The 23,621-nt window shown below is 61.5% G+C and carries 20 protein-coding genes and 2 pseudogenes; 17 read left to right on the plus strand and 5 right to left on the minus strand.

What is annotated here, in order from left to right; all coding sequences use genetic code 11:
• Positions 1-236: 236 nt before the first annotated feature.
• A pseudogene (locus ACHMXB_RS05315) lies at positions 237-1,510 on the minus strand (ROK family protein).
• Between the two features lie 246 nt (positions 1,511-1,756).
• Here ACHMXB_RS05315 and ACHMXB_RS05320 point away from each other — a divergent pair.
• The 15 genes and pseudogenes from ACHMXB_RS05320 to ACHMXB_RS05390 all read left to right on the plus strand — a co-directional run bounded on the left by ACHMXB_RS05320 (position 1,757) and on the right by ACHMXB_RS05390 (position 16,642).
• Positions 1,757-2,890, plus strand: a complete 1,134-nt coding sequence (locus ACHMXB_RS05320; RefSeq protein WP_395403399.1) for a Gfo/Idh/MocA family protein — start codon at positions 1,757-1,759, stop codon at positions 2,888-2,890.
• Between the two features lie 255 nt (positions 2,891-3,145).
• The gene (locus ACHMXB_RS05325) at positions 3,146-4,675 is read left to right on the plus strand and encodes a sugar ABC transporter ATP-binding protein (RefSeq protein ID WP_395403401.1); all 1,530 of its coding nucleotides are present in this window, start codon (positions 3,146-3,148) and stop codon (positions 4,673-4,675) included.
• A 1-nt stretch (position 4,676) separates the two neighbouring features.
• Positions 4,677-5,684 (plus strand): ABC transporter permease, encoded by a 1,008-nt coding sequence (locus ACHMXB_RS05330; RefSeq protein WP_395403403.1) that lies wholly within the window; start codon positions 4,677-4,679, stop codon positions 5,682-5,684.
• A gap of 244 nt (positions 5,685-5,928) precedes the next feature.
• Positions 5,929-6,699 (plus strand): ABC transporter permease, encoded by a 771-nt coding sequence (locus tag ACHMXB_RS05335; RefSeq protein WP_395403405.1) that lies wholly within the window; start codon positions 5,929-5,931, stop codon positions 6,697-6,699.
• A gap of 144 nt (positions 6,700-6,843) precedes the next feature.
• The gene (locus ACHMXB_RS05340; protein WP_395403407.1) at positions 6,844-7,896 is read left to right on the plus strand and encodes a substrate-binding domain-containing protein; all 1,053 of its coding nucleotides are present in this window, start codon (positions 6,844-6,846) and stop codon (positions 7,894-7,896) included.
• A 74-nt stretch (positions 7,897-7,970) separates the two neighbouring features.
• Positions 7,971-8,810, plus strand: a complete 840-nt coding sequence (locus tag ACHMXB_RS05345; protein WP_395403409.1) for a TIM barrel protein — start codon at positions 7,971-7,973, stop codon at positions 8,808-8,810.
• Positions 8,811-8,896: 86 nt separating this feature from the next.
• Positions 8,897-9,265 carry a sugar phosphate isomerase/epimerase family protein gene (locus ACHMXB_RS05350; protein WP_395405131.1) on the plus strand — a complete coding sequence of 123 codons (369 nt, stop codon included), beginning with the start codon at positions 8,897-8,899 and terminating at the stop codon, positions 9,263-9,265.
• Positions 9,238-9,672: pseudogene (locus ACHMXB_RS05355) on the plus strand (TIM barrel protein); the annotation flags it as partial. The gene ACHMXB_RS05350 and the pseudogene ACHMXB_RS05355, both read left to right, overlap by 28 nt.
• Complete coding sequence (locus ACHMXB_RS05360) at positions 9,669-10,676, plus strand: sugar phosphate isomerase/epimerase family protein (protein ID WP_395403411.1); 1,008 nt, start codon at positions 9,669-9,671, stop codon at positions 10,674-10,676. The pseudogene ACHMXB_RS05355 and the gene ACHMXB_RS05360, both read left to right, overlap by 4 nt.
• Before the next feature lie 32 nt (positions 10,677-10,708).
• Positions 10,709-12,313, plus strand: coding sequence for a GMC family oxidoreductase (locus ACHMXB_RS05365; protein WP_395403413.1), 1,605 nt, complete (start codon positions 10,709-10,711; stop codon positions 12,311-12,313).
• Positions 12,310-13,140 carry a sugar phosphate isomerase/epimerase family protein gene (locus ACHMXB_RS05370; protein WP_395403415.1) on the plus strand — a complete coding sequence of 277 codons (831 nt, stop codon included), beginning with the start codon at positions 12,310-12,312 and terminating at the stop codon, positions 13,138-13,140. Before ACHMXB_RS05365 ends, ACHMXB_RS05370 begins: the two co-directional genes overlap by 4 nt.
• 30 nt (positions 13,141-13,170) lie before the next feature.
• Positions 13,171-13,605, plus strand: coding sequence for a heme-binding protein (locus ACHMXB_RS05375; protein WP_395403417.1), 435 nt, complete (start codon positions 13,171-13,173; stop codon positions 13,603-13,605).
• Between the two features lie 33 nt (positions 13,606-13,638).
• Positions 13,639-14,475, plus strand: coding sequence for an aldo/keto reductase (locus tag ACHMXB_RS05380; RefSeq protein WP_395403419.1), 837 nt, complete (start codon positions 13,639-13,641; stop codon positions 14,473-14,475).
• A gap of 626 nt (positions 14,476-15,101) precedes the next feature.
• The gene (locus tag ACHMXB_RS05385) at positions 15,102-15,620 is read left to right on the plus strand and encodes a hypothetical protein (protein WP_395403421.1); all 519 of its coding nucleotides are present in this window, start codon (positions 15,102-15,104) and stop codon (positions 15,618-15,620) included.
• Positions 15,617-16,642 carry a TIGR02679 domain-containing protein gene (locus tag ACHMXB_RS05390; protein WP_395403423.1) on the plus strand — a complete coding sequence of 342 codons (1,026 nt, stop codon included), beginning with the start codon at positions 15,617-15,619 and terminating at the stop codon, positions 16,640-16,642. The genes ACHMXB_RS05385 and ACHMXB_RS05390 overlap by 4 nt, the downstream gene beginning before the upstream one ends.
• Before the next feature lie 1,125 nt (positions 16,643-17,767).
• Here the strand turns inward: ACHMXB_RS05390 and ACHMXB_RS05395 are convergent.
• Positions 17,768-18,343 carry a DUF3090 domain-containing protein gene (locus tag ACHMXB_RS05395; protein WP_395403425.1) on the minus strand — a complete coding sequence of 192 codons (576 nt, stop codon included), beginning with the start codon at positions 18,341-18,343 and terminating at the stop codon, positions 17,768-17,770.
• A 747-nt stretch (positions 18,344-19,090) separates the two neighbouring features.
• Complete coding sequence (locus ACHMXB_RS05400; protein WP_395403426.1) at positions 19,091-19,540, minus strand: MBL fold metallo-hydrolase; 450 nt, start codon at positions 19,538-19,540, stop codon at positions 19,091-19,093.
• Between the two features lie 810 nt (positions 19,541-20,350).
• On the opposite strand from ACHMXB_RS05400, the gene ACHMXB_RS05405 reads away from it, so the two are divergent.
• Both ACHMXB_RS05405 and ACHMXB_RS05410 read left to right on the plus strand, forming a co-directional pair.
• Positions 20,351-20,485: a hypothetical protein gene (locus ACHMXB_RS05405; RefSeq protein WP_395403428.1), complete on the plus strand. Its 135-nt coding sequence runs from the start codon at positions 20,351-20,353 to the stop codon at positions 20,483-20,485.
• 85 nt (positions 20,486-20,570) lie between these two features.
• Positions 20,571-20,918 carry a hypothetical protein gene (locus ACHMXB_RS05410; protein ID WP_395403430.1) on the plus strand — a complete coding sequence of 116 codons (348 nt, stop codon included), beginning with the start codon at positions 20,571-20,573 and terminating at the stop codon, positions 20,916-20,918.
• Positions 20,919-21,344: 426 nt separating this feature from the next.
• Here ACHMXB_RS05410 and ACHMXB_RS05415 read toward each other — a convergent pair whose 3' ends face one another.
• Together ACHMXB_RS05415 and ACHMXB_RS05420 are read right to left on the minus strand one after the other, a co-directional pair.
• A complete protein-coding gene (locus tag ACHMXB_RS05415; RefSeq protein WP_395403432.1) occupies positions 21,345-21,932 on the minus strand; it encodes a TMEM175 family protein in 588 nt (195 codons plus the stop codon).
• 62 nt (positions 21,933-21,994) lie between these two features.
• Positions 21,995-23,584, minus strand: coding sequence for an ATP-dependent DNA ligase (locus ACHMXB_RS05420; RefSeq protein WP_395403434.1), 1,590 nt, complete (start codon positions 23,582-23,584; stop codon positions 21,995-21,997).
• Positions 23,585-23,621: the final 37 nt, after the last annotated feature.

The following is a 23,621-nucleotide window of genomic DNA, read 5'->3' on the forward strand; positions in this document are numbered from 1 at the left end:
GCTGTGTCTCATGGGACCGGCCAGAAAGGACCTCAGCTATTAGCACTATTTTACTCGTACAACTTTGATTGGTTCGCTGATGGGTGCAATTGCTGGCACCCACGCAAGGAGTATTGTCGCCGCCTTGACGCTGGGTGAGCATGCCCTTGAATAGGGCGGGGGCTCGGAGAAACGACCCAACCCGCCGCTTTACACCCTGGCGAGGCTGTCGTCCGCATCTTCATTCGGAGACGTGATCAAGGAAATGCGTCCTGCAATTGTCCGGCCACCGTGCCACGGAGCTGATGGGATGTTTGGGCGACCTGTTCCACTTTCTGCGGACTGTGAGAATCTTCGCGTCCGGCGGCAAGCAGCCTGGTTGCGAGGTCATTGACTCGGTGAGGGGCGAGGGCATATTCGACGGCCAAGATACTGGCACCAACAACTCCGGCTTCCGGCCCCGTCTCGGATTGCGTGATATTTAGGTGCTGGGTTGCTAACGGTGTTGAGCGTGCGTAGACCGTTTCGCGGATCCCGGCGATCAGATGTTCTCCGGATTGTGCAAGCGATCCGCCCACGACGATCAGGGAGGGGTTGATGAGGCTCACGCACATGTTGAGCATTTCTCCGATGTCGCGTCCGGCCTGGCGGACGGCTTGAATCGCGGCCAAATCACCGGAACGGACGAGTGTGACGACGTCGTTTCCTGTGATGGCCTCGAGTCCGTTCCCGCGGAGTTGCGCGGCGATGGCGGGGGCGCCTGCTATGGCTTCCAGGCATGCAGTCTTGCCGCAGCGACATAGAATTCCTGCTCCTCTGGAGACAGCGATATGGCCGACGTCTCCAGCGACCCCTGCCGCGCCTCGCTGTAATATGCCTCCACTGACCACTCCCGAGCCGATACCGGTGGCGACTTTGAGGAAGATCATGTTGTCCTCATTGGGCCAGCGCGTCGCCCGCTCCCCGAGGGCCATGAGGTTGACGTCGTTATCGACGAGGACGGGAACGTCCAAGGTCTGCTGAATGTGAGCGGGGACGTCGAATCCGTCCCATCCGGGCATGATCGGGGGGCTGATTGGCTTTCCGGTGGAGTGTTCTACCGGTCCGGGCAGCCCGATGCCGACGGCGAGGATGTCGGCTGCTGGGCGCTTCATCGCTTTCAATTGGCCTGTCAGGGTCATTGTTAGCCAGTCCAGAACGGGCTCCGGTCCGGACGAAATTTCAAGTCGTTCAGTGCTTTCCGTGAGCACCCTTCCGGACAGGTCGGTGAGAGCCATGGTCGCGTGTGTGGCGCCGACGTCAGCGGCGGCGGCCAACCCTGCACCCGGATTGAAGGCCAGTCGTGCTGAGGGGCGGCCTCCCGTGGAAGGCGCGCCCGATACGGGCGCAACCAGTCCGAGTCGTAGGAGCGGTTCAAGGCGGGAACTGATGGCACCCGTCCCAGGCCCGTCATTCCGGCCAGGTCCGCCCTGGTTCGCGGACGTCCGTCCCGCAGGATTTGCAAAAGTTCGCCGGGGCCGCCGTTGTCCATGTCTCTCCATTCCGGGGCTCATAAGGTGAATCGTGAGACGGGGTCTTGACCTCAGGCTCACCCGACCCCGAGGGGCCCTTATCTCCACCCCAGTGTCAGTCGCCTGCACATTCCCGTCCACTCGTCGATGCCTGAAGCATCAAAAAGTGCAACTTCGGTGTGCATTCCATGCCCAGCAGCGTCAAAAGGTGCAGACTTTTGCCGGGTGACTGACGAAAGCCCTGTGGGTCATGTCACTGTTTCGGCATGGAAAACCACAGAACCACGACAGCCCCCTCCCGGTTACGGGCCGGGTTCGTCGGCGCCGGGTTCATGGCTGAGGTGCATAGCCGGGCCGCCCGTGCTGCCGGGGCGGAAATCGCCGGCATCGCATCCTCGAGCCCTGCCAGCGCCGCCCGCGCCAGAGACCGTCTGGGCATCGCGCAGGCTTACGCCTCCGTCCAGGACCTCATCGAAGACGATGCGATCGATGTCATCCACGTCTGTACCCCGAATGCAACCCACCTTGAGCTAGCAGACGCAGCGCTGAAGGCCGGCAAGCACGTTGTCTGCGAGAAGCCTCTGGCCACCAACGTGAAGGATGCCACCCATCTGGTGGAGCTCGCTGCTTCGGCCGGAATGGTCGCGACCGTTCCCTTCGTCTACCGGTTCCACCCCATGGTCCGGGAAGCCCGGGCACGTATTGCATCCGGACAGACGGGACGGATCTCCACCATCCAAGGGTCCTATCTTCAGGACTGGCTGCTGTCCAGGGACGATGACAACTGGCGGGTTGACGCCGGTCTCGGTGGCCCTTCACGCGCGTTTGCTGACATCGGCTCCCACCTGTGCGACCTGATCGAATTTGTCACTAATGACCGGATCACCCGGATCGGTGCTGTTAGCCGCACACTGTTTTCTGGCCGGGCAAACCACGAGGAGATCCAGACCGAGGACCTCGTTGCGGCTGTATTCGCAACGGATACCGGCGCTGTGGGAAACCTACTGGTCAGCCAGGTCGCCCCGGGCCGGAAAAACCGGCTGATGATCGAGATCTCTGGCACCGAAAGCACCGTGCAGTTTGACCAGGAAGCGCCGGAGACGTTGTGGCTTGGCAAACGGGCCGGCTCCGAGCTGCTGGTCCGTGACCCGGACGCGCTTAGCCCCGAAGCGGCACGGCTCAGTGTCCTGCCAGCAGGGCATCCGCAGGGTTATCAAGATGCATTCAATGCATTTGTCGCTGATACCTACGCCGCAATCCAAGGGGACATCCGCGACGGCCTTCCCACCTTCCGCGACGGCCTTAGGTCAGCTGTCCTCACCGAAAGCATCATCGAGTCCAGCAAGTGCGGCGAGTGGGTCGACGTCAAAGAGGTGAAAGAACTAGAAGGAGCGCGGTAATGAGACGGGCATGTACCCGAGCGCAGGGTAACCAGGATGCGCCCAATGCCTACCTCACCGACACCTACCGCAGTGTTAGAGATGACACTCCGGACGGTTTGTACGTCTCAGGGGGCGGGTACCGTGCCGCCCTACCTACCGGTGCATTGCTCCGATCCCACCAAACCGGAGCGTGGGTGGAAACCCGCTTCCATGCTCCGTCCCTCTCCCTGACGCCCTAACGCTCAGGTCCAGCTAGCTCAACGAGGAACTACGATGACCGAATCAATAGCTGTAACAGGCCATGAGGCCACGGCGACGCCGCTCGTCAGTGTCGCTGGTGTGTCCAAGCGCTTTGGCGGCGTAATCGCGATCAAGCGCACTGATATCACCCTTTACCCTGGCGAGGTCCACGCTCTGCTCGGTGAGAATGGCGCGGGCAAGAGCACCTTGGTGAACATTCTCGCAGGCATCGTGCAACCGGACGCCGGCACGCTTACCGTCAACGGCGATACGGTCACGATCCATAATCCGCACGCAGCGCGCGCGCTTGGCATCTCCGTAGTGCACCAGCACCCCGTCGTTTTCCCTGATTTGACAGTCGCTGAGAACATCATGTTTGCCGCGGCTCCGCCTCGTACGGCTGTGCGCAGCTTGGACTGGAGGGCCGTGCAGGCCAACGCCATCCGGGCAATGGAGCGCTTGCAGGTGAAACTGGATCCGCGCGAGCTTGTGCAGAACCTTTCGGCGGCAGACCAGCAGCTGCTGGAGATCGTCAAGGCCCTGAGTGACGACACCGCGTTGCTGATTCTTGATGAACCGACAGCGGCCCTCTCAAAGCACGAAGTCGACCACCTGATGGAGGTGATCCGTCGGCTTAAAAGCCAGGGTGTCGCAATTCTCTTCGTCGGCCACCGGCTCGACGAAGTCTTTGAACTGGCCGACCGCGTAACTGTCTCCCGGGACGGGACGACCATCATCTCCGGACCCGCAGCCGAGTTCACACCCGAATCCGTGGTCACTCACTTGGTCGGACGGACCCTAGAGAGTGTCTTTCCCAAAGAAGAAGTCGAACTCGGGGATGTGCACCTCGAAGTGCGCGATTTCACCCGCAAGGGGGCGTACGAAAACGTCAACTTCACCGTGCGAAAGGGCGAAATCCTTGGCCTGGCGGGGTTGGTGGGAGCTGGCCGCACGGAGATCTCCCGCGGCATCTTCGGGCTGGACCCCGTGGACTCCGGAGAAGTCCTGATCGGGGGCAAGTCCGCACGCATCACCGGACCCGGCGATGCCATGAAGTACAAGATCGCCTATGTACCCGAAGACCGCACCCGTGAGGGCGCCATTTTAGACCAGCCGATCAGCTTCAACCTTTCGCTGGCCGTCCTAGACACTCTTTCCTCGTTTGGTCTCGTCAAGAGCAAGAGCGACAGGGAATTGTCCGCCGATTACATCAAACGTCTGGGCGTCCGGACCAGTGGCCCTGAGCAACTTATCTCTGCGCTTTCGGGCGGAAACCAGCAAAAGGTTGTTCTGGGCAAGTGGCTGGCGACCAACCCTGAGATCCTCATTCTCGACGATCCCACGAAGGGCGTTGACGTCGGGGCGAAGTCTGAGGTCTACAAGATCGTCGGGAGAATGGCTCAGGCCGGGCTGGCAATCATCCTGATCTCCAACGAGCTCGAAGAACTGCTCTCAGTCTCCGACCGCGTCATTACCTTCTATCGCGGCGCCCAAGGCCGCGAGTTCACCGAACGGCCCTTCGACTCCGAAACCGTACTCGCTTCGATGACAGGACAGCATTAGGATGTCGCTCCAAACACTTCAGAAACCGGCATCCCAGCCGTCGTGGAAAAGATTCGTTGCCCGCCGCGAGATCAGCCTGCTTGCCGTACTCGCGTTCCTGTTCATTGTGTTCAGTGTGCTCAGTGACCGATTCGCGAGCGTGAACACGGTAGGTCAGATCCTGAACAACATGGCGATAGTCGTCATTGTCGGCATAGGCCTCGCACTTGTGCTCCTGACACGCAACATTGATGTATCAGTGGGATCCATGGTGGGGCTGACCGCCTACTTCGCCGCGGATTTCGCGGTCAAGAACCCGCAGTTGCCGATCATCGTCGTCGTCCTGGCCTCGTGCCTGCTTGGCCTGGTGCTGGGCAGCATCAACGGGATCATCATCGCAACTTTGCGCGTCCCCTCTATCATGGTCACCCTCGGAACCTTGTATATCTACCGAGGCATTGACTCAATTCTCGCCGGCAGCAACCAGGTCACGGCCCAAAGTCTGCCGAGTGGATACGGGGACCTCGCATCCTGGAGTCTGTTCGGCATTCCCGGCTTGGTGATATACGCCTTCGTCATCGCGATTGCCGCCCACATCTTCATCCGACACACCTTCACCGGCCGCTCCTTTCTCGCCATCGGAAGCAACCCCCTCGCGGCCGAAAAGATGGGCATCCCTGCGAAGCGCCGCATCTTTGTCGCCTTCGCCATCTCCGGGCTGCTCTGCGGCTTGGCCGGAGTGCTGTGGGGAGCCCGCTACGGCACTGTCGATTCATCCGTCGCCTCCGGCTACGAAATCGTCGTCCTTGCCGCAGTAGTTGTTGGTGGCATCAGTGTCAATGGAGGCAGCGGGACGATCGGCGGTGTCATCATCGGTGCTGCCATCCTCAGCGTGATTTCGACCGGGCTTGCCTTGGTCAACGTCTCTCAATTCTGGCTCCAGGCCATTCAGGGCGCCGTGATCATTGCAGCCATCGTTTCCGATTCGATCATCCGAACCCGCGTCGAAGCTCGAGGAGTGAAAGCATGAGCACGCAAACCCTAACCTCCCCACCTACTCAGGGCACCAAAGTACGTCGCCGCGGGCTGCCTGCCTGGTTCGGGGCGTGGGAGATATCTCTGTTGGTGCTGGTTGTTGTCGTAACCGTTATGGCCTCCATCAGCACACCCTATTTCGCGACGGGACCGAATTTCGCTATCACCGCGGGCGGCGTGATCGGACTGGCGCTGATGGTGATTCCCATGACCCTGCTGATGATCGCGGGGAGATCGATTTGTCCGTCGCTTCCGTCTTCGGCCTCACCGGTGTCGTGTTCGGCCTCTGCATCGAAGGTGGGATTCCCCTTCCCGTTTCGGTCGTCATTGGTCTGGTTCTGGGAGCCGTGGCCGGCTTCATCAACGGATGGTTAACCGTGGCCTACGGGTTGCCGTCATTGGTAGTGACGGTCGGGACCCTCGGACTTTACCGTGGCATCGCGTACATTCTGCTCGAAAGCCGGTCCATCAGCGCGCTGCCCGTCGAATTCACGACCTTCTCCCAGGCCAACATTTACGGCACGTACATCCCTTACACCTTTGTGTTGTTTGTTTTGATCGCTGTCTTCGCGGCCGTCGTCCTGCACCGCGGGGCATTCGGCCGCAAGACCTTCGCCGTCGGTTCCAGCGCTGTGGTTTCCCGATTCTCCGGTATCCCCGTACGGCGAATCAAGATCACGCTTTTCTGCCTCTCCGGCACGGTGGCCGCCCTTGCAGGGATGCTGTACGCCGGTTACGTCAGCAGCGCCCGCGCCAACAACGGCACTGGCCTGGAGCTGAGCGTGATCGCCATAGTGCTCATCGGAGGTGTGAGCATGTTCGGCGGCAAGGGTTCCTTCGCCGGCGTCATGCTCTCCCTGGTGCTCGTCACCGTGCTGACCAGCTGGATGAACCTCGGGTTCCTCCCCACCAACGTGCAGAACACCGTTATCGGAGTTCTCATGATCGCCGCGGTCGTGGTTCCTGTGGTTGCCAAAAAAATCAGCGACAGCAGGCCGCTCCGTACGTGAATCTCTTGTCCTCCTCAATCAACGGCGATTGGACCCCGATGAACCAAGACCCCTAAAAGCGTCTGCCAGAGAAGACTATGTGACGAAACAGCACATCGTGACCAAGACACATCCCGACTCACCATGCTCAAGAAAGAATCCCTGATGCACAAAAAAATTACCGCCACAGTGGCTGCAGTTACTCTTGCAGCCGCACTTGCCGCCTGCGCCCCTACGAACGGCGCCGCCCCCGCAGCAGGGGGAGGCAACACGAAGTCCCTCAAAGACTGCACCATGACGATGATCCCGAAGAACACCGACAATCCGTTCTTTGCGGCCGGCGCATACGGTGCGGATGAAGCCGCAACCGACATGGGCGGCAAGAAGATCAACTACACCGGTACAGCCCAGCCCGATGTGCCAGGCCAGATCCAGCGCATCCAGAGCGCCTCCCAGCAAGGCAGCTGCGGTATCGCCGTGTCCGGCCTCGACCCGGACGCGCTTGCACCAGCCTTGACAGCCGCCGCGTCGCAAGGAACCAAAGTAATCAGCTACGATGCAGACGTTAAAAAGGACGCCCGGGCGTTCTGGGTTGCCCCGGCAACGGACGCATCCCTCGGCGTCGCCCAGTTCAAGCTTCTCGCCGAGCAGATGGGCAACAAGGGCAACTACGCAATCATCTCCGCGCAGAGCACCGCAGCGGGCCAGAACGCCTGGATCGCCGCAGCCGCCGAAGAGGCCAAAAAGCCGGAGTACGCCGGCATGAAGCTCGTCAAGACGGTCTACGGCAACGACGTCCCGCAGACGTCCTACGACGCCGCAGTCTCGCTCTTCCAGGCTTACCCTGAGCTGGACGGAATCCTCGCGCCCACCCCCGTTTCCCTCCAGGCCGCTGTGAAGGCGAAGGCCGACCAGAAATTCAACCCGAACCTGGTCATCACCGGTCTCGGCTGGCCGCCCTCTGACGGCGCTCTTCTGAAGAGCGGGGCCGTTAAGTCCTTCGTCCTGTGGAGCCCCCGGGACATGGGCTACCTCTCGTACTACGCCATGGACGCTCTCCTCAGCGGCAAGATCACCGGAAAAGAAGGGGACACGTTCGAGGCGGGCCGGCTCGGAAAACGCACCATCGGAGCCAATGGCGAAGTAGACACTGGCGAACCGCTCGTCTTCACTGCAGAAAACGTCGACAGCCTCATGGATCACTTCAAAACCAAGTAATCGAAGCAGCCCCCCGGTGCCGGCTGAAGCAAGGCAGCCCTTCAGCCGGCACTACCTTTGAATCGGAGTAGACCATGTTCCGCTACACCTATAACACTCTCGTCTATGGCCACGAGCCGCTGGAGATTGGTATCGCCAGGCTTGCAAAGTTCGGCTATGACGGCGTCGAATTTGTTGGTGAGCCTTCGAAGCACGACGCCCGGGAGATCACCGAACAGCTAAAGAAGAACGATGTGGTGGCATCCTCGATCATCAGCATCTTCACACCCGAGCGCGACATCGTCAGCTCTGACGAAGGCACACGCCGGAATGCTATTGCTTACGTCAAAGGTAACGTTGACTACGCCGCTGCCCTCGGCGCCGACGTCGTCACCTTCACACCCACGGCCTGCATGAAGATTTCCCCTGAGACGGACCTCGCTCAGGAATGGGCCTGGGCGGTCGAAGCAGCCCGCTCAGTCGCCGGCTACGCTGCAGATCACGGGATCAGCATCGCCGTCGAACCTTGGAACCGCTACGAGACGTACCTCATCAACAGGGCCGGTAAAGCGGCCGATTTCGTCGATGAAGTCGGCGCGCCCAACATCGGCGTGATGGCCGACACCTTCCACATGAGCATTGAAGAACCAGACATCGCCGAAGCCATTCGCACGGTTGGACACCGCCTGGCCCACGTGCACTTGGCTGATTCGAACCGGGCGGCGCCGGGCTACGGACATCTCGACTTCACGCCGATCATCCAGGCGATCTCCGACGTCGGCTATAAGGGCTGGATTTCGTATGAACTGCTGCCACCAGCCGGTGATGTGTGGAGTGTGCTGTCAGGCGGGGGAGCCCCGGAATTTCTTGATACCTATTCCGAAGCATCCATCAGGCACACTAAAGCCATCGAAGCCACGCTGGAACTTCGCTGATGAGCAGTCAGCTGGGACTCAGCACCTTCGTTCTGGCTTCCCCGTTTTCTGATAAGGACGGGGCTGCCTTCGACCAGATAGCGGGGATGGGATATGACCTGATTGAGGTTTGCGTCGAGGATCCGACACGACTGACCGCAGAGGCACTCAAGGCCCATGCGGCCCGAACGGGACTCGCGATCGGCATTTGTGGAGCGTTCGGCCCTGACCGTGACGTGTCGGCGGAGGACGCGGGGCGCCGGCAGGCCGGCATCGACTACCTCGAAACCTGCATCGACCTGGCGGCCGCGGTCGGTTCCACGCACGTGGCAGGTCCCATGTACGCTCCCACCGGGCAAACACGAATGCTTGATGCGGCCGACAGGGCCGCGCAGTTAAACGCGCAGCGGATAGCCTCCGCGAAACCGCAGAATACGCCGCGGGACGCGGGATACGGTTGGCCATCGAACCATTGAACCGTTTTGAAACCGACCTGATCAATACCACCGAACAAGCCCTCCAGCTCCTCGAGCTCATCGGTGCGGACAATGTGGGCCTGCTGATCGACACGTTCCATATGAACATCGAGGAGAAAAGCCTCGGCGACGCCGTGAGGCTAGCAGGTTCAAAGGTCTTCCACGTTCAGGTATCCGAGAACGACCGCGGAACCCCCGGATCAGGGCACGTGCCGTGGGCCGAGTTCTTCGCGGCGCTGCAGGACATTAACTACGACGGACAGATTGTCGTCGAATCCTTCCTCCCCTCGGTAAAGGAGATTGCCCGGGCCGTTTCGCTCTGGCGGCCTGTAGCACCATCCATGGACGACCTGGCAGTAGACGGGCTCGCCTTCATCAAGAAGTCTCTAGCCGGAGGTGCCAAATGACCTTGCCAGTGACGCTTTTCACCGGACAGTGGGCGGACCTGACTCTCGAAGAAGTCGCTAAGTACGCGAGTGAGTGGGGCTACGACGGCCTCGAGATCGCGTGTTCCGGCGAGCATCTGGACGTATGGCGTGCCGCCGAAGACGACGACTACCTGCAAGGCAAGATGGACATTCTCGACCGGTATGGTCTGAAGGTGTGGGCATTGTCGAATCATCTGACGGGCCAGGCTGTCTGCGATGACCCCATCGATTTTCGGCACAAAGCCATTTTGCGGTCAAAGGTATGGGCAGACGGCGAAGCCGAGGGCGTGCGGCAACGCGCCGCAGAAGAGCTGAAGCTCACGGCTAAGGCCGCGAACAAGCTCGGAGTAGACACCATCACCGGCTTCACCGGCTCGAAGATCTGGCCGTATGTGGCGATGTTCCCGCCCGTCGGAGCCGACGTTATTGACGCCGGATACGAGGATTTCGCAACCCGCTGGAACCTGATCCTCGACGTCTTTGACGGGGAGGGCGTGCGGTACGCCCACGAGGTTCACCCCGGAGAGATCGCGTATGACTACTGGACCTGCGTGCGAGCCCTCGAAGCTGTTGACCAGCGGACCGCCTTCGGATTCAACTGGGATCCCAGCCACATGATGTGGCAGGGAACAGACCCCGTGGGCTTCATCATCGATTTCGCCGAACGTATTTATCACGTCGATTGCAAAGACACGCGCCTCCGCCCCAAGTCCGGCAGGACGGGCGTCCTCGGATCCCATCTACCCTGGGGCGACCCACGCCGCGGCTGGGACTTCGTCTCTACCGGCCATGGTGACGTGCCATGGGAAGACGCCTTTCGCGCGCTCCGGGCAGTCGGCTACTCAGGTCCCATCTCCGTCGAATGGGAAGACGCCGGAATGGACCGCCTGCACGGTGCTAAAGAAGCCGCGGGATTTGTGCGTTCGCTGCTCTGGGAACTCCCAACGGCATCTTTCGACGCCGCCTTCAGCAACCAGAACTGATCTAAGCAACAGAAGCAACAGGAGAAACCCTCATGACTGAGAAATTTGACTACGTCGTTGTAGGCGGAGGCGCCGCGGGATGCATCGTGGCTGCCCGCCTCTCTGAGATCCCGGAGAAATCGGTTCTGGTGCTCGAAGCCGGAGCGGACTACGCCCCGGGCACAACTCCCGAAGGCGTGCTGGACGCTAAATATGTGCCCATGCGCGGCCACGCGCCCACCTTCAACGCGGAACACGACTGGGGGTTGATCGCCCACAGCCGCGGCGGGGCGGGCATTTCTGTCCCGCAGGCCAAGCTCATCGGTGGCGGCGGAGCGATCAACGGCGGGATCGCGCTTCGCGGTGCCCGTGCAGACTACGAGGAATGGGTAGCCTTCGGCAACCCGCGATGGAGCTGGGACCAGGTCCTGCCGTTCTTCAAGAAAATTGAAAATGATGCTGCTCCCGGCGATGACATCCACGGGCACGACGGTCCCGTTCCCATCAACCGAGCCACCGATGAGGAACTCGCCCCGTTGCAGGCAGCATTTATCGAGTCGGCCAGGGCAACAGGTGCCCCGTATGTCTGGGATCTCAACGCTCCCGAGGCCCACGGCGTCGGACCCGTACCGCAAACCCGTATCGGAGCGCGCCGGGTTTCCACGGCCGAGAGTTACCTCGATCCCGCACGTACCCGCCCCAACCTGACGGTGCGCGGCAATTCCTTGGTAAGCCGAGTGCTGTTCGACGGGACCCGCGCGCACGGCGTAGAGCTGATCGACGGCACTGTCATCGATGCCGAGGCAGTGATCGTCTCGGCCGGAGCCATCCTTACGCCGGCGATTCTGCAACGCTCGGGTGTCGGTCCGGCCGAACTTGTAAGTTCGCTCGGCGCAGAGCTCGTTATCGACCTGCCCGTGGGTGAGAATCTCGGAGACCATTTCAGCATTCCCCTCATGGCGGTTCCGAAACCCGGTGTATGGGACGAAAGCCAGTTCAGCCTCCAAGCCGCCTACCGCATGTCCACTCGGGCGCAGCCCAACTCTTTGGACGGCCAGCTCACCATGTTCACTTACCTCAACACACGCACAACGGGGGAGGGCAGCCGCGGCATCGCCGGTGAGGGGACCGGCGACATCGAGAACGTCGCTGGAATCGGCTGCGTTCTTAACAAGCCCAGGTCACTTGGAAAAGTTCGCATCACTACGCTTGACCCCACTGTCCTCCCCGACGTCGATCCAAACTACCTGGATGCGCAAGTCGACCGCGAAGCAATCCGGGAACTCGTGCGAGTCGGTTGGGACGTCTTTACCGCAAAGCCGCTGGCCGACATGCTGGAAGCCCCGCTCGGTATGGACGCGGAAACCATCAACGATGACGCAGCTCTCGATGCTGCCATTGAGGAAAAAGCAGCCTCGGGCTACCACTTCACGGGTACCTGCCTCATGGCTCCGGCGGAGCGAGGAGGAGTAGTGGACCAGGAAGGCCGCGTCCATGGAATTGAAGGCCTCCGTGTTATCGATGCATCGGTGATCCCGACCACTCCCGCAGCGAATTCAATGTTGACGACTTACATGGTTGCTGAGCGGATTTCAACGATGATGCTCGATGAAATGGCGGCTTCCCGTGAGTCCAGTGTGAGCACGGTGGCCCGATGAGACTTGGTTACCCGACCATCACGTGGGGCGGGGTAGTGGGAATGCCCGGCGGCGTCACCAGCGTCAAGGACTCCTTCTACCTCACGGCGGGCTCAACAGCTGATGCCTTTCGTGACATCGCTGCCGCAGGTTACACAGGTACCGAGGTCTTCGATGGAAACCTACTGGAATTCATTGATGAGCCACAACGCTTCACAGACCTCCTGGAGGAAACCGGTCTTACCCTAGTGGGCGTGTACACGGGCGCGAACTTCATCTTTGACGACATAGTCAACGAAGAGTTGGCAAAAGTCGAGAAAGCTGCGGCCATGGCAGCAACCTTCGGAGCACAGCGTCTGGTCATTGGAGGTGGGGCTAAGCGCGCGCAGGGGCCCGTCGATGGGGATTTTCAGCGGCTGGCTTCCGGACTCGACCGGTGCACCGAAATCGCGTCAGCGGCTGGGCTCACGGCGACCTACCACCCACACCTGGGCACCCTCGTGGAGACACCCGAGGCTCTGACAGAGATCATGCAATTGTCCGGCATCCATTTCTGTCCCGACACGGCACACCTGGCGGCAGGCGGCGGAAACCCGGCAGAACTCATTCGGCGATACAGCGACCGCCTCGCACATGTCCACCTCAAGGACTGGGACTCGCGCTCCCAGCGCTTTTTGCCGCTCGGCGAGGGCGAACTGGACTTTGACGACATCCTGCGAGCCATTCGCGAGGCGGGGTACGACGAGTGGCTCATGGTCGAACTCGATTACTACGACGGTGATCCAAAGGCGGCCGCCGAAATCAGCAAACGCTACCTCGACAAACTGTTGGTCGCACAGGCCAGCTAGTTACCGGTCTAGATAAGAAAGATTCCAACCATGCCAGAGCTTCTCGTCAAACGCACCCTCACCCACGAGCTCGCGCGTGTGGGTATTAGTCGCGCGATCGAGGAATCACGCACCATGAACTGCCTGACCTGCATCGCCGTGTTGGATAACGCGGGTCATCTCATTTCGTTTGACCGGATGGATGGTGCGCCCTTCCAGTCCTCACAACTTGCACAGGATAAGGCCTACTCGGTTGCCGGTAATGGGATGGCGACGCACGAATTCTGGGAAATGGCCAAAGACGAGCCTTGGCTGGTGCACAACCTCGGACAGGTCCCGGGCCTCGTCGTTCTCGGCGGTGGCATTCCGATCTACTTCAACGGCGAATTCATCGGCGCCGTGGGCGTCTCCGGCAAGAGCGACATGGCAGAAGATCGTGCGATAGCCGAAGCGGCTGTCGCTGCCATCCGCAAAGCACTCGCCTAAGCGATGCGTCTCCACCAACCACTAGGAGTATCAATGCCAGAAAACCACCGAGTTCCCCTCCTTACCCAAAACGACGGGCGCACCATCCCCCAGATCGGGCTCGGCATCTACGGACCGGATGACGCAGGCACCGCAGACGCTGTTTCGACCGCCATTGAAGTCGGATACCGCATGATCGACACTGCAGCCCTCTATCAAAACGAGCGCGGCGTCGGCGAAGGGATCAGGCGCTCTGGTCTCCCCCGGGAAGAGTTGTATGTCACTACAAAACTGGCAGACGACAGTCACGGATACGATTCTGCGCTGGCAGCATTCGATGCCAGCCTCGGAAAACTTGGGCTGGATTACGTCGATCTGTATCTAATCCATTGGCCGCTTCCAGGCGTCGACAAGTACGTGGAAACGTGGAAGGCGTTCGAGAAGATCCTGGCCGACGGGCGCGCGAAGTCCATCGGCGTATCCAACTTTCAACCCGAACACCTTGAACGCCTAGCTGCGGAAACGACGGTCGTGCCGGCCTCCAACCAGATCGAGCTGCACCCCGGTTTTCCCAACAACGAAATGCGCCGATACGACTCCGACCACGGAATCCTCACCGTCGCTTGGTCGCCACTCGGTCGGGGGCGGGTCTTCGGAAATCCCGTGTTGGACCGCATCGCCGGGAAGCACGGTAAGACCACCGCTCAGGTGGTGCTGCGATGGCACGTCCAACTGGGAAATGTGGTCATTCCCAAGTCTGTTACTCGCCGGCGACTTATCGAAAACCTCGAGGTTTTTGACTTCGCGCTCGACGCTGAAGATATGACGGAAGTCGCCTCACTGGCAAATGGCATCCGCACAGGCGACCATCCAGACCTCTATAACGGGTGACTCATTGCAGTAGGTTATCTACTGCGACAGCGCACTCCCGGGACATAGAGCAAGTTATGACCCCAAGGATGGATGGGGGCAGATCCGGCAACGACAGGCCGGCCCGGCACTACCGGACCAGTTGTGCCTGGTGAGCAAGACGGACGGTGCGGCAGTGATCTCGTGGGAGCGGTTCTCCCCAGGCCTTGGCGGTTCTTGGCACTTATGTGTGGCCTCAGCCAGAAAATCACTCAGTTCATCTACGGCCTTCCCCGGAGGGTCATCCGTCGGGTGAAAGGTGGCGCAGCAGGTCGTTGCAACCGCCGAAACGCTGGCTGGATTGAGCCACGAGGACGCCCGCACGGCGCTGACAATCGTATGGCGTGGCCACAATGAAGCTGCCAGCGGCCCGGCCGCAGAACACCAGCCGATAGTCGGAGTTCGGCGACCTGTTCGCCGTCACGGGTCGGGACGACGCAGGGGAGTCGGCCGTCGTCGTACTCGCTCAGCGAGTGGCCGCGTCGGTCGAGCGCGACCGGGACCTGCTCACAGACCGGGAGAAGCAACAGTTTGAACAGGACATCCTAGGCGAGCTCGGTGACGGTATCCGAAAATGCCGTCGCGATGCCGACGAGTTAGTGGCCGCCATGAATGACCAGCTCGGCAAGGTCGCCACGTCCCAAGGCATCCGAGTCAAGCTGGAATGGAAGCTGCGTGACGACGTTCCCGCGGAGGCACGTGCGGCCGTCGAATTACTCGCCCAGCCCGTAGGAGCGCTGATCCCCGAGGAGCGGGCCACCCTCCGTGACGTACTCCACCGCCTCATCGAGGCTTCGCGAGCGGAGCGACCCGAGCTGTCATACGGCGAGCACCTCGCCGCCGCCGCTGCCCACTTCACCTCGCTCGCTGGAGCAGCTCCCTTCGCACCGCGGCTGGTGGTGCTGGATGACGCTTTTCCGAAGATCGACATTCGCACTTATCCGCTGATCTTCGGGCTGCTGGTCCAGCTCGACCTCGACTTCGTGATCACGAGCGAGGGGCTGTGGGGCGACCACCAGACCGTGCCGTCGTTGGCCATCTACGAAGCCCTGTGTGACCCGAACCAGCGCGGGATCGCACAGCACGAGTATCGATGGGACGGCCGAGCCCTCCAAGCACTCGGATGAGCGTACCCCCAGAGTGGATCGAGGATCCCGTGCTGAAGCCTGTGTGGGACCTTGTCCGGGCACAATTTGAAAAAGCTGGACTCAACGCTCGCGGGAAGGTCCTCGTCCGACCTGCAACTCGCAATGAACGTCATGCCATCGGCGCACTGCTGGGTCGACCGATCACAAGCGACACCGTTCGGATCGACCTCACGACGCTCGACACGAGAATTAACGAGCGGTCCGGGGTAGGCGGACTGGCGGCAGTGCTCGAGGCGCTGTACGGAACACCGCCCGAGAGCAGGCCAGCCATCCGTGCCGCACGAGACGCGTCACGCGAACGTCCTCTGCAACTCGCCGCCGAACTACTGACCGCGACCTGGACGTCGCAGTGGATTGCCGGTCTCCGCCGCACCGTACTGCTCACTAATCGAGTGGACTCCGAGCGCACCATACGAGAGGCGGCGGCGGTGCTCCGCGAGCTGACCGACGCGGAAGCGGCCTCGCTCGCGCACTCGGGGGTAGAGCTCAGCGCAAAGCTCCTTGGCGATGCGCATGCACTCGACCGCGACCGGCTACTCCACCAGGTCGTCCTGCGCGGATTGGCAGCTGCCGCGGGTATCCCTGTCCCAGAGGGGGCCCGCGAACGGGAGCATCTTTGGGCGAACCATGGCGTCGAGCCGGTCCTGCTCTCTCGGACCTGCCTCGTCTGGCGGCTTGGCATCGGTACCGGGGAACCGGCTGGGCGACGACTGAGCGACGCGGCCGACGCAGGTGACCCAGTGCACGTAACAGAGTGGGACCTCCGGAGGATCAGCTCGTTCGCGTCGGCCGCCGGAACACGGGTGCTTGTCTGCAAAAATCCACGTGTGATCGAGGGCCTGGCTGAGCGAGGCTTGGATGGCTGGGCTGCGGTATGCACCTTCGGGGAGCCGAATCTGGTCGTGGACAAAGTGCTTGTCTGCCTCGCGGGGCAGGTACGGACCTCTATCACCACGGCGACTTCGACTGGCCGGTGCTTGCGACTATTCTCGACGGGCTAACTGCTCCTCAATGGCTTGGGCCAGATCGTCGAAAGCTACTGCCGCTGGGAGCACAAGACACCATCGAAGTGCTCGGCATCGCGGACAGGGAGCCCAGTGGTGGTGTGGCGGACATAGCCATGGGGCGAAGAGACTTGCTGTGCGCACCCTTCGTCGGTCTTGATCATGCAGGCTTGCATTCTTTGGGCCATGAGATGTGCAAAGGAGGTGCAATGCGCATGGCGCTCGTTGATTTCCAGGCTGCGACTCGCCCCGTGTGTTGTTGTTCGGCTGAGGGAGTGCCCCGGGCCCTTGACAGGGTGCCAGAGCTTGGTGGCGTCGGGACGGATGAATGGGCGCAGCGGACAGGGACCTGCCGCGCCGCGAACGGCTGCAGCACTTCTCCGGACGGTGCTGGAAATTGTACCGGTGTCGGATCAGGCCGAATTGGGGAGGTTGTCGACAGAGGGGCGGATTTTTAGGGGGAGCGGCTGGTTCGAGTCCCACCTCGGGCACGTGCGTTCCCTGTTCAGGGGCTATTTAGCCTCTGAGTGTGCACAATTTGTGTTGTGAAGGGCCCCTCCCTGGGCCTTTTTCATTGGTAGTCGGCTGCCTCCCTGCTTGCCTCGCTTACCGACCGCTTGTCGTTCCTTACCTGTTCATGGACATTCTGGTACGCCCAACATGACTTGGAGATTATCCGCTGCAAATATCTTTGCTGCATCGTTGGGGGTTCATCAGGTTCCTCATGCTCGGCTTTGGGTGTCTGTTCTGCTTATTCATGGCGTGTCCGGGGGAGTGCAACATGATTTTTGCCCCACGCGAAGGACGGCGGCGCCGCTGACGCCCACAGGCGGTCTTCCGCGGATTACTGTGGCCGGCGGGGACGTAGCGCAACCGTGCATGTACATCTGTTCATTGGCAGCCTGTTTGGCGACTACATGACGGAACGGGGAGAAGCAGAGCACCCGCGAGCCGATAAAAATCCTTGCCGTCAACCTGGGAGAGCCAGGGTGCCGTGGGGAGAGTCCCGTGGCGGGCTTTCGCCTGCTATCGGTTAATTGACGATCACCACGTCGCCGATGGTGCTCAGGAATGTGGTGTTTAATGCCGTCGTGATGCGGCGGGTGAGTGTCAGCTCGGCGGTCACAAGGTCCGGGGCTGACCTCCGGCCCCGGGAAGGGTGCAGATGTGCCCGTCGGCGTCTATCGGGTAGCCGCAGAGCGAGCAGATCGGACGCCCGGCACCTACGACCTCGCGGGTGCGCTTGGCGAATGCGCGGGCGGTGCCGACCGGCATCCGCACCAGCAGCATTTCGGTCTCGTTGGGGCCGTTCTCATCAAGGGGTTCGTCGTTGTCATCAGCATCGACATCGGTGATGGGGTAGGCCTCTATAACGACCTGCGCCGTCGTTGGGTCCCAACCTAAGCTCATGGCACCGGTCCGAAACTGCTCCTGAACGGCCTCGAGCTGGTCGTTGTCGACAAGTTCAATGGGAGTACTCGTGGGAACGCTGAAGGGGTTGTTCTCGATGGTGATGAGCTGGTCGAGAATTTCGTCGATCTTCTCGGCGAGCAGAGCCGACTGTTGCTTCTCCAGGGCAATGCTCACGATCTGTGTCCCTGCGCGCACCTGCAGGTAGAACGTGCGCGCCCCCGGAAGGCCAATGGTGCCAACAACGACTCGATCGGGCCAGGCAAACTCGTGAACACGTGTAGGCATGTCAATATTTTAGGCACGTGAGGTTCATGGTGCCTTTTGCTCTGCGCTGCCGCCCACGGGTGCATCGCCAGGGTGGACGCCCTTCGACAGCCACGACAGGTCGCTTGTTTTGGTGTTGGTCGCAGACGCTCGCCGACATGCGCCGTAGGCAGGATCCATACGGTGCGGGGACCCGCGGTCAATGCGCGGGAACAGGCCAAGGTGCATGCCAAGCGAGTCGGCGTGGATTGACTTGCTGATGCATCAGCCCACTGCCGCCCCGGGTTTCCTTCACCGAACCCGTAGGCAACGGGCTTGGCGCCGAGGATTTCACTCGGGTCGCGGACCGGCTTGGGCAGACAGATCGAATCCTGATCTGCCTTCAGCCCCGAGGTCTCCTGCAACTGCTGTCATGCTTCCACTGTCGTGCGGAAAGCAGGTCGTACCAACGCCCAAACACAGGCTAAATCACAAGCCCGAAACGCCCACAATAGTGATTCCGTCAGCTGGTGCAGTTGGAGCCAAGGGGTCCTGCCTAAACATTATAGGTTGCTCGGATGACAATTTTTTCGCGGTGGTGGTGGTTCACCGAGAGGCTGTGGCGTCGGGTTTCCATGGCTTGTGCGCATGCGCGAGCCAAACCATTTCAGGGTTCAGAGAGCGCACCAGTCGCTGTCCCTCTGTGCGGGGGTTATCGAGTTCGTCGAACCAGACTGCCGTGTCTCCAGCGATGATAGTCGGGCCTTGGTCTCCGTCGATGACGACAATCTATGAGCCCCGGGTGTGCCCTGGTGCCGAAAGGAGTCGCAGCCCGGGGAGCAGTTCGAACTCGCCATCGACCGGTACGTAGCGCGTCCCGGGCGCGTCCACCCATTCGGGGATGGTGTAGTCATTCTGGTTGCGGGCGTCGTCGAGTTCCTGACGCTGGACGTAGATGGGCTTGCCCGCGAAGAGGTGGTTGCCTCCGCAGTGGTCGAAGTGCAGGTGGGTATTGACGACGATGTCGACACCTCGGATGTCGAAGTCCTGCTCGTTCAACGGGAAAATGCGGGGATCCATATCGGCGACCGCCGGATGAAGCCCAGTGATGCCGGTGTCCACCAACACACGCGCTTCGGGGTGGTCAAAGACGTGCACGTAGACCGGCATCGGCTCGCCTTCGGCGAGCAGCTCGGCCACACGAACGGCGGTTACAGGGATTGCAGCGGCTGAACTCATTTTCTACCTCAGTTCCACATGACGGCCTTTGACATGTCCCAGGAGCAACAAACCGTCCGGGGCCAGGCGACGTGTCTGCTGGCCTGAAAAACAGGCACCAGGCCTAGGCCCGGCGCAACCCAGTATTGCACCGCTTCCCAAGCCACCTTAAGGCCCTGACATCCGGCGTTTCGTCCATTAGCCGGCGCCTCGAGGAGGTGCGAACGTGCTGGTGGCAGGAGTTCAGCCGGTCCAGCGCGCAACTGTAGTGGGATCTTGGCCTAGGCAGAGCGCTGCCATTGGCGAGATCAGCTGCTGTAATCCACGCCATGGCTTTACCGGGCAAGGTGAAGTACTTGATGGGGCGGGGGAGTTGGTAGAAAGCGGAAGAGGAAGAGCGCAGCCACCTGGTCAACCGGGGACGGCCGTTCGTTTTGAAGCGGTGCGCCCTTGGTGGACAGGTATCAACAGCAGCCAGCCCAATGCGTAAGGGCTGATGCGCGGACTGAGGCTCACGCGGTCGCTGAACCGAGCGCTTTTCCACCGTCTGGGCTTGCGGGAAGTTAGGAACCCTGAAGCAAAAAAAGCAGTACCTTGTCATTCAGCCACACCTTGTTGCATTAAGTTTCACGATAACAAGCTTTAGCCGAAAGGGACTCGAAAAGGTTCATCGCCGAAAACACTGAAAGATTGCCTAATGGAGCTGGTCAACCTCCTTCGATCTGTGCTGCCGCGGCGCGGCCCACCGAAACGGCACTTCTGCTCGACTGGCTAAAAAATTAAAAGTGGGTATGGTATCGGGTAACGCAAGCAAAGAAAGGCGTGATTCCGATGTCAGGAAAATCCCCCAAAAGCGGCACCGCTAAAAAAGTCGGCAAGTCCGTTCTAGAAAAACGGGCGGAAAAAAGAGCCAAAAATGAAAACAGCGAACTCAACTTTGTAAAACCGCGCAAAAACCAGCGCTGACATGCCAGCGGGCGGCCAGCTCCGGGACTCCTAGCCCGGCCGGCCGCCCGCTCCACACCGCGAACCACGTTTCAAGGACCTGACCATGAATACACTCTGCAACGCCCTCGTTGTCCCGGCCCGCCTCGCCCGCCCGGTGCACATCAAAGCTGTTGAACTGGACATGACAGGACTTCAGCGGGTGGCCACCGGGGAGGTCGGCGTCCTCGCCGGCCGAGACTGGCACGTCTACCTGGACAGCGAAGCGAACCGGATCGCTGCCGAGAACCTCCGTGCCGAAGTACTTATCCGCGAAGCCGGCATCATTGTCGAGGAAACCCTCCTCGGCACCGCCCTGTTCCTGGGCCACGGAAGTCCCGGTGAAGAGGCCGACGTGCCCCACCATCTGATCAGGCTTGCTGAGCAGCTGTTCGACCTGCCGCTCGCCGCCTAAGCAGAGCGGCACACAGGGACGCGGTGGCGGGCACTTGCTTTAGGGACGTCCCACCCGACGTGAGGACCTGCTAGTACGCGATGGCGACATCGCGCACGTTCCAGCAGCTTGAGAACCAGGCACTAAACTCGGAGTCCTAAGAAAACCGCGTGCAACCGTATTGGAAGCACCGGGCTTTTTTCGTGCTGACTCCGTCAACTTCTGGTCATTTGGATTCTGACCGCGTAGTTGTCCTCGGTGTCGGCATCATCGATGCAGAGCAAGGTCCAGCTGTTGCCGTGACGCGGCCTTTCTTCCACACAACCGGTGTGGCTTCCGGTCGGTGGTCCGGGCTCATCTCCATTCCGAGACGGCTGGCAACGATGGGACAGGCAGCCGGCCACTCAAACATCTTCAAGTGCCGGACGATGGGGCCGCCTGGGCGGGTCAGTCCCGGTGAGCCCTGGTGACGAAGTGCTCAACCCGGCGGTCAGGAATCAGCCAGATCAGGGCCACGATGGTGTAGACCGCAACCCCGAGCAGTGGCTGGACTGCGGTCAGCCCGAGGCCTGCGAGGTAAATCAGTGGCGACGTTTTGCCTTTCCAGTCCCGTCCTATTGCCTGCGCCAGGGGGCCATCCCGGCCCTGTTGGCGGATCAGTGCCTGTTCCAGGATGAAGTAGGCCATCGCGGCGCACAGCAAGTTGATCCCGTACGTCAGCACCGGGATCTGCACGAAGCCGGACTCATCCATCCAGCGGGTAGTGAACGGGATTAGTGAAAGCCAGAACAACAAGTGCAGATTGGCCCAGAGGATCGCGCCGTTGACCCTGCTTGCCAGGTGGATCATGTGGTGGTGATTGTTCCAGTAAATTCCGACGTAGACGAAGCTGAGCAGGTAGCTGAGGAACGTGGGCAGGACGGACCCCAACCCACGCCAGGTCGGTTCGTCCGGCACATGGAGTTCCAGCACCATGATTGTGATGATGATGGCGAGCACACCATCACTGAACGCCTCCAGACGGTTCTTGTTCACCGGCTTCCCTCCATCAAGCAACCTCCTAATTAAGGATCCTCAGCCCGGGCTAAACCACAGTCTCAGGGGAGTGGGGCGTCTCCTCCCGAATCTGGCTCCGCCGGAGCGCGCGATTCCTTTCTGCCCGGCGGGGTAGGGAGCAGGGCGCGCAACGTCTGGATGGTGTCGGCCTCCGCGGCCGTCTTGTCGTCACGGTAGCGCTTGACGCGTGCGAACCGAAGGGCGATTCCACCCGGATAACGGGGAGACTGCTGGACGCCGTCGATGGCAATCTCGACCACGGTCACCGGCTCGGTCCACACCGTGCCCGACGTACGCCGCACCTCCAACTCCTGGAACCTTTCGGTCTGCCATCGCAGCAGCGCGTCGGTGAGGCCCTTGAAAGTCTTGCCCACCATCACGTAACCGCCGGGTTCGCCGAACTCGCCAACAGGGTCCAAGGCTCCGAGGTGCAGGTTCGACAGCAGCCCGGTACGCCGCCCTGACCCCCATTCGCAAGCGAGCACCACCAGGTCGTAAGTGAGCACCGGCTTCACCTTGATCCAGTTCGAACCCCGCCGGCCGGCGGCGTAGGCCGAGCCCACCGCCTTCACCACCACACCCTCATGGCCGGCGGCCAGCGCGTCGCGCGACACGCTCTCGGCAACAGCCGCATCCGCAGTGATTTTCCCCGGGATGCGGTGCCCGGGGGCGATGCGCTCGAGCACGCCGATGCGTGTGGACAGCGGCTCGTCGAGCAGGTCGCGCCCGTCGATGTGCAGCACGTCAAAAAACCACGGATGCAGCAGCGTGGTGCGCGCCGCGTTCGCCCCGAACCGGGACATGGTCTCCTGGAACGGCCGGGGGCCGCCGTCCTCGTCGAGGGCCAGGGTCTCGCCGTCGAGGATCACATCGCGCACGGGCAGTCCGCGCACCACCTCCACCACCTCGGGCAGCCGGTGGGTCACGTCGGCCAGGGTGCGGGTGTAGATGCGCACGTCGTCGCCGGCACGATGCACCTGGATGCGTGCGCCGTCGAGCTTGTATTCCACCGACGCTTCCCCCGTCGCCTCCAGCGCCTCGCCGGCACTGGCCGCGGTTGCGGCGAGCATGGGCTGCACGGGACGCCCGACGACAAGGCCGACGGCGTCAAGCTGGGCCGCCGTGCCCGTGATCGCCAGCAGGGCGGTCCCGCCGAGATCGCCGGAGAGCATCGCGGCGCGGCGTACGGCCTCGACCGGCCGGTCGGCGGCGCGGGCGACCGCATCCGTCAGCACGCCTTCGAGTGCACCGGTACGGAGTTCTCCAAGCAGCACACCGGCGATGAAGGTCTGCTCTCGTTCGGTGGCTTCCGCCATCAGAGTCCCTAGGGTGCCGGCGCGTTCCGCGGTCGAGCCAGCGCCTGCGGCTGCCAGCAGCCGGTCCAACGCAGCGTCGAGATGGGCGATAGTGAGATTCGGCTCAGGAGCGGGCTCGCCCCTGGCCGCCCTCATGCCGCTCCAGCCGACCCCGACCCGGCCCTGGCGAGGCTTGGCGGTGAGCAAGCCGACCGCCGTCGGGATGTCCGCGGGGTCGAGCCGGAGCAGCAGGCCCGCCAGTTCGTTCACCTTGGCAAGCCGGGAGCGGGTGGCCGCGACGGCTTCCAATGTCCTCACGAGCTCATCGAGCAGCATGGCACCAGTCTGTCACGGCCGCTGGCTATGGACAGTG

This window comes from Arthrobacter sp. UC242_113, from assembly GCF_044054585.1.
Taxonomy (GTDB): Bacteria; Actinomycetota; Actinomycetes; order Actinomycetales; family Micrococcaceae; genus Arthrobacter.

What these genes read in the sequence shown, in the direction of transcription:
- ACHMXB_RS05390 (WP_395403423.1), top strand. Translation starts at nt 15,617, where the DNA reads ATGAGCGTACCCCCAGAGTGGATCGAGGATCCCGTGCTGAAGCCTGTG.
- ACHMXB_RS05370 (WP_395403415.1), top strand. Translation starts at nt 12,310, where the DNA reads ATGAGACTTGGTTACCCGACCATCACGTGGGGCGGGGTAGTGGGAATG.
- ACHMXB_RS05320 (WP_395403399.1), top strand. Translation starts at nt 1,757, where the DNA reads ATGGAAAACCACAGAACCACGACAGCCCCCTCCCGGTTACGGGCCGGG.
- ACHMXB_RS05330 (WP_395403403.1), top strand. Translation starts at nt 4,677, where the DNA reads ATGTCGCTCCAAACACTTCAGAAACCGGCATCCCAGCCGTCGTGGAAA.
- ACHMXB_RS05395 (WP_395403425.1), bottom strand. Translation starts at nt 18,343, where the DNA reads ATGCCTACACGTGTTCACGAGTTTGCCTGGCCCGATCGAGTCGTTGTT.
- ACHMXB_RS05410 (WP_395403430.1), top strand. Translation starts at nt 20,571, where the DNA reads ATGAATACACTCTGCAACGCCCTCGTTGTCCCGGCCCGCCTCGCCCGC.
- ACHMXB_RS05400 (WP_395403426.1), bottom strand. Translation starts at nt 19,540, where the DNA reads ATGAGTTCAGCCGCTGCAATCCCTGTAACCGCCGTTCGTGTGGCCGAG.
- ACHMXB_RS05405 (WP_395403428.1), top strand. Translation starts at nt 20,351, where the DNA reads ATGTCAGGAAAATCCCCCAAAAGCGGCACCGCTAAAAAAGTCGGCAAG.
- ACHMXB_RS05350 (WP_395405131.1), top strand. Translation starts at nt 8,897, where the DNA reads ATGGGATATGACCTGATTGAGGTTTGCGTCGAGGATCCGACACGACTG.
- ACHMXB_RS05325 (WP_395403401.1), top strand. Translation starts at nt 3,146, where the DNA reads ATGACCGAATCAATAGCTGTAACAGGCCATGAGGCCACGGCGACGCCG.
- ACHMXB_RS05365 (WP_395403413.1), top strand. Translation starts at nt 10,709, where the DNA reads ATGACTGAGAAATTTGACTACGTCGTTGTAGGCGGAGGCGCCGCGGGA.
- ACHMXB_RS05380 (WP_395403419.1), top strand. Translation starts at nt 13,639, where the DNA reads ATGCCAGAAAACCACCGAGTTCCCCTCCTTACCCAAAACGACGGGCGC.
- ACHMXB_RS05360 (WP_395403411.1), top strand. Translation starts at nt 9,669, where the DNA reads ATGACCTTGCCAGTGACGCTTTTCACCGGACAGTGGGCGGACCTGACT.
- ACHMXB_RS05385 (WP_395403421.1), top strand. Translation starts at nt 15,102, where the DNA reads ATGAATGACCAGCTCGGCAAGGTCGCCACGTCCCAAGGCATCCGAGTC.
- ACHMXB_RS05340 (WP_395403407.1), top strand. Translation starts at nt 6,844, where the DNA reads ATGCACAAAAAAATTACCGCCACAGTGGCTGCAGTTACTCTTGCAGCC.
- ACHMXB_RS05420 (WP_395403434.1), bottom strand. Translation starts at nt 23,584, where the DNA reads ATGCTGCTCGATGAGCTCGTGAGGACATTGGAAGCCGTCGCGGCCACC.
- ACHMXB_RS05345 (WP_395403409.1), top strand. Translation starts at nt 7,971, where the DNA reads ATGTTCCGCTACACCTATAACACTCTCGTCTATGGCCACGAGCCGCTG.
- ACHMXB_RS05375 (WP_395403417.1), top strand. Translation starts at nt 13,171, where the DNA reads ATGCCAGAGCTTCTCGTCAAACGCACCCTCACCCACGAGCTCGCGCGT.